We start from the raw sequence: 8,885 nt of genomic DNA, 5'->3' as shown, positions 1-8,885 counted from the left end.
CCCAGGGGCTCAGCGAGCCGAGACCGCCCCCGCGCTGCGCTGGCGGGCGCGGCTGTAGGCGAAGGCTCCGCCGATGAGCACGCCGCCGATGGCGACGAAGCTCAGCGCGCGCCACAGCACCCCGGCGGTCGCCAGGTCGAAGGCGACGACCTTGACGGCCGCGCACACGATGGCGCTCAGGCCCAGCTGACGCCACAGCTCGACCTCGGCGCGCAGGCCCGCGACGAGCAGGCCCAGGCCGGCTCCGGCGACGCACAGGGTGTAGCCCAGGCGCGCCAGGCCGACGCCGCCGTCCGTCCCCAGGCCGAGGCCCTCGGCCAGACCCGCGACCAGGCCCATCGCGGCGAGGGTGGCCGCCCCCGTCAGGGCGATGGCCAGGCCCTCGGGGCGCCCGGGGCCACGCTGGTCCGAGCGCAGCTCGACGAACAGGCCGCCCAGGCCGACGGCGAGCATCGGCACGACCACGGCCAGGGGGTGCAGCTCGCCCCAGGGCTTGCTCTTGGTCAGGGTCAGGGCGTCGAACTCGAGCAGCAGGCCGGTGCACAGGACCACGGCGCCGAAGCTCAGCCAGGTCGCCAGGCTGCGGGCGATCTCCCCGCCGGTGCTGGCTCGGGCCAGGGCGGCGAGCACCGGCAGGGCGCCGACGCAGAGCTTGACCGCGACGCCGCCAGGCACGAGCACGGCCGCGCCGACGATCCACATCAAGGTGCCGAGGACGGTCAGGGCGACGTGGGGCTCCTCGAAGCGCGCCCCCTCCTCGCTGCTCTCGCGGGGCCACAGGCCGGCCACCAGGGGCAGCGCGGCGGCGAGGCCACCGGTCAGCGCGACCCAGCTGTCTTCGGTGGGCGCGTAGGCCAAGCTCCAGCCGAGCGCGGCCAGGGCGGGCACGACGATCCAGCCCGCGTGGGTCCACGGCCGCTCGCGCTCACCCGTGAGGTGCACCGCCAGAGCCAGGCCGGCCATGACCAGCCACCACAGGGCCACGCCGGGAGCGTCGATGGCCGCGTCGCCGCGGTCGAAGGCGCCGAAGTGGGCGAAGGGCGCGACGAGGAAGGCCTGGGCCCAGGCGAGCACGCCGAACACGCGGCTGGTCTTGGCCCGGCTCATGGTCTCGAGCTCGGAGCGCGCGGGCTCCATGGGCCGGGGTTGGCGGCGCAGCATGGCCGCGAGGGCGCCGTGCCAGGCGGCCAGGGCCAGCGTGCCCCCGGCCAGCATCACCGGCGCGTCGACGCTGATCCACGCGCCCACGGCCCAGGTCGCCAGGCCCGCGACGAGCAGGCGGATCACGGCGTGGTTGCGCTCGCGCGCCTGGGTCTCGACGTCGCCGTCGGCCTCGAAGCCCTCGAACAGATCGGCGGCGACCAGGCGCCAGGCCGAGGCGGCGCTGGCCAGCAACAGCGCGACGGACCAGACCAGGAAGTAGGGCGCCTGCTGGTCCGCGCCGGTCAGGCCCGCGTCGTGGACGTGGAGGCCGAGCCAGCGGCCGCCGAGGGCCCAGGTCGAGAGCAGGGCCAGGGTCGGGAGCTCGGACCAACGCCGGCGCTGATCCAGGACCATCGCCCCGCCCACGACGACCAGCTGGTAGACCATCAGCTCACCCAGGCGATCGACGGTGGCCGGGACCAACAACGGCGTCGCGCAGGCGGCCACGGTCGCCAGCCGAGCCATGAGCCGCAGCCGCAAGCCGTCGGCGATGACCAGGCAGGCCGCCGCGCCGACGCCCAGGGCGACGAAAGTCTGACCCGCGGACACCAGCTCGTGGGCGTGACGGGCGACGAGCCAGGTGGCAAACCAGGCGCCCAGGCCCGCGCCGCCCAGGGCTCCGGCGACCACCCCGTGGCCGCGCTTGGCCACGGGCCAGGCCGAGGCCGTGAGCAGGGCCGAGGCGAGGGTCGCCAGCACGAAGCGAACGCCCGGGGACAGCCAGCCCTGCTCGATGGCATAGCCCACGAAGAAGGCGAAGCCGACCAGCATGGCCGCGCCGCCGGTGGCCGCGAGCAGGCGCATGGGGTCGAGCTCGCGGCCCTCGTCGCCGGTCTCGAGCTCGAGCTGCGTCGCCGGAGCCTGAACCGGAGCGGGCTGCGTCTCCGCCTTGGCGACCTTCGGGGCGGCGGCCTCGCTAGGCTCGGCGGCCTTGCGAGCCACCGGCGCCTCGGTCTTCTCGACCCTCACGAGCTGCTCGGTCGCGGGCTGCTCGGGCGAGTCCGCGACCAAGGGCACCACCGGGATCTCGGCGATCACCGGCACCACCGGATGGGCGACGACCGGGGTGCCCTGCGCCGCCACGGGCACGGGAACGCCGGGCGTCCCTTCGAGCGCGTCGACGCGCGCGTTCAAGTTCAGAACCCACGAGTGCACCGCGTCGAGGCGGGCATCGAGGGCTTCGATGTCGTCATGGGAAGCCATGTCCCCCCCAACTGGATGACTCGACAGTTGAATCCACGGGCGAATGTCGATGCGCGGGCGCCCAATGAGCTGCACGCCGCGCTCGAAAGCCCGAGCCCGCGACCCCCGAGGGCTGCGCGGACTTTGGGACCTCGATCACACTCGCAGACCGTGAAATGAAGGTCTCAGCCCTCAAACCAGACGACGACAGGTGGCCACGTCCCGACGACTCGGCGCAGACACGACGGTGACATGGCGAGCCCGGGTCCGAGGATGGGTAAAACTCTTCCCTCCACTCCGGTCCACGCACATCACGCCACGTCGCCCTTCAGCGCCATTGGGCCCAAAACTGGGACCTGAACCCACGCGCGACCACACCCAGCGAAACCTGGCCAGACTGTTATGGTGTCGGCCCTGTGATGCCTGGCCCCTTCGTCGCCCCTCTCATCGGCCTCATCCTCGCGGTCACCAACCCCGTCGTCGACCCCCTCGCGGACCCCTTCCGCCAGCTAGACGAGGATCTGCCCACGCCGACGACGACGCGCGCGCCTTCGGGCGCCCCGGGCCATCGCTACTGGCAACAGGAGGTCGACTACCGCATCGCCGTCACCCTCGACGACGCGACCCAGCGGATCATCGGCAGCGAGCGCATCGACTACCAAAACAACTCCCCCGACGGCCTCGATTACCTGTGGCTGCAGCTCGACGCCAACATCTTCGCGCCGGGCTCGGCGGCGGCCCTGACCTCGACCAGCTACGCCCTCGAGCGCGTGCCCTTCTCGGGGCTGGTGCGCATGCTCGCCCGCCAGACCTTCGACGGCTCGGTCACGATTTCGCGGGTCGAGAGCAAGGGCAAGGCCCTGCCGCACACCATCGTGGGCACGATGATGCGCGTCGACCTGGCCGAGCCCCTCGAGCCCGGCAAGTCGATGCGCTTCGAGGTCGACTGGAGCCACGCCGTCAACGAGTCCAAGCGCGTCGGCGGCCGCGGGGGCTACGAGCGCTTCGAGGACGGCAACACCCTCTACGAGATCGCCCAGTGGTTCCCGCGCCTGGCCCCCTACGACGACGTCAACGGCTGGCAGCACAAGGCCTACCTCGGGGCCGGCGAGTTCGCCCTCGAGTTCGGGGACTACGAGGTCGAGATCACCGCGCCCGCCGACCACATCGTGACCGCGACCGGCGTGCTGCAAAACCCCAAGCAGGTCCTGAGCAAGGCCCAGATCGATCGCCTCAAGGCCGTCGAAGACGCCGGCAAGGCCCGGGTCAAGGCCGCCAAGAAGGTCGACGAGACGCCCAAGAAGGGCACCCCCGCGTTCATCGTCACCCCCGAGGAGGCCGCGCAGACCGCCGCCTCGCCCAAGGCCACGGACACCAAGACCTGGAAGTTCAAGGCCGACAACGTCCGCGACTTCGCCTTCGCCAGCTCGCGCAAGTTCATCTGGGACGCCGAGTCCGTGCGCGTGGGCGAGCAGGACGTGCTCGCGATGTCCTTTTACCCCAACGAGGCCGAGCCGCTGTGGAGCCGCTACTCGACCACGGCCATCGCCCACACCCTGCGCAGCTACTCCCACTACACCTTCGAGTACCCCTACCCCGTGGCCATCTCCGTCAACGGCCCCGTCGGCGGCATGGAGTACCCGATGATCTGCTTCAACGGGCCGCGCCCGGAGAAGGACGGGACCTACACCAAGCGGACCAAGTACGGGCTGATCTCCGTGGTCATCCACGAGGTCGGGCACAACTTCTTCCCGATGATCATCAACTCCGATGAGCGTCAGTGGACGTGGATGGACGAGGGCCTCAACACCTTCTTGCAGTTCCTCACCGAGCAGGCCTGGGAGACCGACTACCCCAGCCGCCGCGGCGAGCCCGAGAAGATCGTCCCCTACATGCTCAGCGACTACCAGGTCCCGATCATGACCAACGCGGACTCGCTGCTGCAAAAGGGCAACAACGCCTACGCCAAGCCGGCCACGGCCCTCAACATCCTGCGCGAGACCGTGCTCGGGCGCGAGCTCTTCGACCACGCCTTTCGCACCTACGCCCGGCGCTGGCAGTTCAAGCGGCCCATGCCCGCGGACTTCTTCCGGACCATGGAGGACGCCTCGGGCGTCGACCTCGACTGGTTTTGGCGCGGGTGGTTCTACACCACGGGCCACGTCGACATCGCCGTCGAGGGCGTCACCGCCCACGTCATGGAGCCCCTCGACCCGCGCGAGGCCAAGGCCCTGCAAAAGGCCGAGCGCGACGCCCACCCCGTGACCCAGAGCCAGCGCCGCAACGCCGAGCAGCCCAAGCTCGTCGACGAGATCGAGGGCCTGAGCGACTTCTACAACGAGTACGACCCCCTCGACGTCGTGCCCGAGGACATCGCCAGCTACGAGCGGCTGATGAAGTTCCTCAGCGACGAGGACAAGGCGCTGATCCAGAAGCTGCCCCACTTCACGGCCGTGACCTTCGCCAACCGCGGCGGCCTGGTCATGCCGCTGATCGTCGAGCTCGAGCTGGCCAGCGGGGCCCGCGAGGAGGTCCGCATCCCCGCCGAGATCTGGCGCCGCAACGCCGAGCGCGTGACCAAGCTGTTCATGACCGCCGAGCCCGTGGTCGCCGTGCACCTCGACCCCCACCTCGAGACCGCCGACGCCGACACGAGCAACAACCACTACCCGCCCCAGGTCGAGAGCACGCGCTTTCAGGTCTACAAGAACCCCAAGGGCGGCAAGAACCCGATGCAGCAGGCCCGCGACCGCGAGACCAAGGCGACGGATCAGAGCCAGCCCGAAGCCAAGCCCGAGGCCGCGAAGTGAGCCTGTCTCGCCGCGGTCTGGGCGGCCTGGGCGGCCTGTGCGTGGTCGGGCTGGCGAGCGCGCTGGGCCTCCCGCGTCGCGCCGCGGCGCACCCCTACCACGTCAGCATCGCCGAGGCCCACCACCGCCCCGAGGCCGGGCGCCTCGAGGTCTCCCTGCGCCTGACCCCGGAAGACCTCGACGCCGAGCTGAGCCGGCGCCTGGGCAAGGCCGTGAGCGTCGCCGAGCAGCCCTTCGACGCCCGCAGCGAGGCCGACCGGGAGCTCGAGCGCATGCTCCGGGAGGACTTTCGGGTCATCGGCGCCGACGGCATCCTCTACGGCGTGCACCTCGTCGGCCGCGAGGTCGGGGTCGACGAGGCCTGGATCTACTTCGAGTTCGCCGTGCCCCCCAAGCTGACCGGCCTGAAGCTCCACGTCCGCCTGCTCTTCGAGCTCGAGGTGCAGCAGGAGAACACGGTCAACCTCGTGCTCCCCGAGGGCCGGCGCAGCCTGCTGTTCCGCCGCGGCGACGAGCCTCAGGCGCTCTAGCAGTCGCCCACCCCGGCCGCGCCGGGACCCATGATCCACGAAAGCATCGTCCACGGACTCAGCTGGCGTTGAACCCGTGGGCGGCTGCCTTTCTCGGTAGGACATCGGAGCTCGTTTTCACCGCTCGGCAGACTGGAGGGCGTAGCCCGACCGCCGGGGATGGGCGGTGAAACCACCCCGTTTTTGCGGGAGTCTTTGGCAATGCCCCGAAGCCTTCTATTGTCGACGGGCGCGCCATGGTCATCGAGATCACCCTCTTGCTCGCCGCCGGCATCGGCAACCTCGCCTGGGACGTCACCGGGCGGCGGCTCAGCGCGCGGGCCCGGCGACGCGACCGTCGAGCCCGGCGCGGCGTCGCCCTGCCCCTGCCCTCCGCGGACGAGAGCGCCACCGACCCCTTCGAGGCCCTCGACCGCGTCACGGCCCAGATGCCGCCGGACTTCCTCGAGCGCACCCGCGTGGTCCTCGAGGAGCTCGACCGCGTCGTCGACCACTTCGACCTGGTCCTGCTCCGGGCTCAGGCGGGGGAGTCCCTCGTCGGCGACATCGTCTACGTGGGCGGGGAGGCCCCCCGCCTGCGCGGGCGGGAGCTGCTCGAAGGTTGGCTCGAGGCCGTCGCCCAGCTCCCCGGCGACCTGCGTGAGCGACTCCAGGCCTCGGGCATGCCCGACGCGACCGTCATCGACATCGTCGAGCGCGAGCGCGAGCGCGCCCGCTGGCCCAACGTCGACACCGCGACGCACCTGCTCGAGGCCACCGCCAGCGACTTCGAGCGCACCGTGGTCTTGATGGTCACCTTCCTCCACGGCCTGTCCGCGGAGCCGGGCGACCCCTACCGCTGATTGGGCTCGTCCTCCGCTCCAGCGCGCGTTGGCGGCGGAGCCGTGTGCGGCGTCGGCTCCGGCAACGGTCAGGTGACCGTCAGTTGGGGTCAATGATTGAGTCTGGCTTGCGCGCGACCGTGAAGCAGACGATCGGATCCGCGCCGACGTCGGGGCACTCCACGTCGACGAAGCCCGCCGCCTGGATGTCGTCGACCAGGGTCTGCGTCGCGAGCACGTCCACGCGCTTCGGCGCCTTCCCGAGCCAGCGCATCACGGCCAACATGGGCTTGTAGGGCACCCAGGTGTTGCCCAGGCACACCGTCGACGCGACGAAGAAGCCGCCCGGCTTCAGCAGCCCGTAGATGCGCTTGAGGGCGGCCTGACGGTCATCGAGGAGATGGAGGATGCTGTAGGCGAGGATCCCGTCGACGGTCCCGGGCGCGAAGGTGTCGAAGCGCTCGTCGAAGGGACCCACCTCGAAGCTGAGGTTGGTGACGCCCTCGCGCTCGACCTTGCCCTCGGCGATGCGGATCATCTCGCTCGAGATGTCGATGCCGTGGATCCGAGCCGCGTGGTCGGCCAGACGCAGGGCCAGCGAGCCCGTGCCGCAGCCGACCTCGAGGATCGTGTCCGCGGGCTTCATCTTCCCCTGGGTGATCGCGATCTTGCGCTCGAAGGCGTCGGGGTCCTGGACGGGTCGGGCGGCGTAGCGCGGGGCGAGGTCGTTCCAAAATGTAGCTTCGGTCGGCATGCGGCGGTCCTGCGTGGGGGTCGCTCTTCAAGCTACGCTGGAATTCCCATCGGCGCCGGGCGCATCGATCGGACGCTGCGGTGCATGAACCGGACACTCCCCGCGGAAGGTCGGGGCGGCGGCCTCGAACAGCTCGCGGATCTTCGCTCGAATCGCCCTCAAACGCGCGTTGTCCCGGAGATCGGGGTGGCACACGAGCCACAGCTCGCCGACGTGGCGTGGGGTGTCGCCGGCCAGCCGGACCAGCGAGGGCGCTCGATCGCCGACGTAGGTGGGCAACATCGCCAACCCCAAGCCCTGACGCGTCGCGCGGACCATCAGCTCGAAGGAGGAAAAGCGCCCCCACAGCGGGAGCGCCGGGTAGGCCGAGGTCGCGACCATGGCCCGCTGCACCCGCGCGTCGTCGAAGCCCAGCCAGCGCGCGTCGGGGCCCTCGGGGTCGAGGCGCTCGACATGCCCCGCGCCCACGTAGCTGGCCAGGTAGATCGGCTGCAGGCGCACGCCGAGCAGGTGCTCGGCCGGGGTCTCGCCCCGCGCCGTCGCTCGGATCGCGATGTCCGCCTCGCGCTTGGACAGGTCGAAGAGCCGGCTATCGACGGCTACCTGCAGCTCGATCCCCGGGTGCGCGGCGAGGAAGGGCCCGAGCCCGATGACGAGCAGGTCGGCGATCCAGTGGTCGCAGCAGGTGATCGACGCCGTGCCCTCGAGGCGCTCGTCCTGGCCGACGAGCTCGCGCTCGAGGCTGTCGACCGCGCCCTCGATGCCCTCGGCGCGGGCGAGCATTCGGCGTCCGGCCTCGGTGAGCGTGTAGCCGTCTCGGCTGCGGTCGAACAAGCGGGTGCGCAGCCGCGCCTCGAGGCCTTCGACCCGGCGCGCCACGGTCGAGTGGCTCACCCGCAGGCGCTTGCCCGCCGCCCGGACCGAGCCCGAACGCGCGAGGGCGAGGAAGTGGCGGAGGTCGTCCCAGTCCACCGCCCTAGAGTAGCGGAGTTCAGGCCGAGGTCAGCAGGACCAACAGCCCCAGGGCCCCGTGGCCGCTCGCCAACGCGAAGGCGCCCACGCGCATGCGCGCCTCGGGGGCGCCGACGAGGACCAGCACGGACATCGAGAGCCCGCCGACGAACCAAAAGAAGGCGGACTCGAGCAGCTCGGCGTCCCCGGCCCCGCTGAGCAGGGCCTGGCCGACGAGCACGAGGATCGCCAGGGCTCCCCACCACAGCGCGCGGTGACCCACGCGGGTCAGCAGCTCGCGCTTGGCCCAGCTCCACCGGGCCGCGGAGCTCAGGCCGCGCCAGCTCAGCTGTGCTGTGGCCACGCTCGCGCGCCGCAGTCGAGGCCAGACCCAGCGCGCAGCGGATGCACACCCTCGGCCCACGGCGCGGCCAGCCGTGACCAGCGCACCGCCCACGCCCTCGCGCAGCAGCTCGCCGCCGCGGACCATGGCCCGGCGCACGGCCTCCACGGTCTCGGGATCGACCAGCAGCTGCTCATCCGGGCCGGATGAGGGCTTCGCGGCGCGGGGTCGAGAATTCGGCGGGCCTTCGGCCATCGCGTCGAGTCTCTCCAGCTCGGCCGGGGCGTCAAC

At 71.4% G+C, this 8,885-nt stretch carries 7 protein-coding genes; 3 read left to right on the top strand and 4 right to left on the bottom strand.

All coding sequences use genetic code 11. The features are described 5' to 3' along the window. Positions 1-9: 9 nt before the first annotated feature. Positions 10-2,406, bottom strand: a complete 2,397-nt coding sequence (locus tag PPSIR1_RS29040) for a DUF2339 domain-containing protein (protein WP_006974779.1) — start codon at positions 2,404-2,406, stop codon at positions 10-12. Positions 2,407-2,804: 398 nt separating this feature from the next. On the opposite strand from PPSIR1_RS29040, the gene PPSIR1_RS29035 reads away from it, so the two are divergent. The 3 genes from PPSIR1_RS29035 to PPSIR1_RS29025 all read left to right on the top strand — a co-directional run bounded on the left by PPSIR1_RS29035 (position 2,805) and on the right by PPSIR1_RS29025 (position 6,567). Further along, on the top strand, positions 2,805-5,195 hold the full coding sequence (locus PPSIR1_RS29035; RefSeq protein WP_157596089.1) for a M1 family metallopeptidase: 2,391 nt from the start codon (positions 2,805-2,807) through the stop codon (positions 5,193-5,195). Next, a complete protein-coding gene (locus PPSIR1_RS29030; RefSeq protein ID WP_006974777.1) occupies positions 5,192-5,725 on the top strand; it encodes a DUF6702 family protein in 534 nt (177 codons plus the stop codon). Before PPSIR1_RS29035 ends, PPSIR1_RS29030 begins: the two co-directional genes overlap by 4 nt. Positions 5,726-5,961: 236 nt before the next feature. After that, positions 5,962-6,567, top strand: coding sequence for a hypothetical protein (locus tag PPSIR1_RS29025; protein ID WP_006974776.1), 606 nt, complete (start codon positions 5,962-5,964; stop codon positions 6,565-6,567). 79 nt (positions 6,568-6,646) lie between these two features. On the opposite strand, the gene PPSIR1_RS29020 is transcribed toward PPSIR1_RS29025, so the two are convergent. From PPSIR1_RS29020 to PPSIR1_RS29010, 3 genes are read right to left on the bottom strand one after another with little or no spacing between them, the layout of a single operon-like run. After that, positions 6,647-7,300 carry a class I SAM-dependent methyltransferase gene (locus tag PPSIR1_RS29020; RefSeq protein ID WP_006974775.1) on the bottom strand — a complete coding sequence of 218 codons (654 nt, stop codon included), beginning with the start codon at positions 7,298-7,300 and terminating at the stop codon, positions 6,647-6,649. Between the two features lie 27 nt (positions 7,301-7,327). Further along, positions 7,328-8,272: a LysR family transcriptional regulator gene (locus PPSIR1_RS29015; RefSeq protein ID WP_006974774.1), complete on the bottom strand. Its 945-nt coding sequence runs from the start codon at positions 8,270-8,272 to the stop codon at positions 7,328-7,330. Between the two features lie 19 nt (positions 8,273-8,291). Further along, a complete protein-coding gene (locus tag PPSIR1_RS29010; RefSeq protein WP_006974773.1) occupies positions 8,292-8,849 on the bottom strand; it encodes a hypothetical protein in 558 nt (185 codons plus the stop codon). Positions 8,850-8,885 lie beyond the last annotated feature (36 nt).

The organism is Plesiocystis pacifica SIR-1 (assembly GCF_000170895.1).
GTDB classification, from domain to species: domain Bacteria; phylum Myxococcota_A; class Polyangia; order Nannocystales; family Nannocystaceae; genus Plesiocystis; species Plesiocystis pacifica.
The sequence above is the reverse complement of the archived record's forward strand: the minus strand, read 5'-3'. Positions and strand labels throughout refer to the sequence as shown.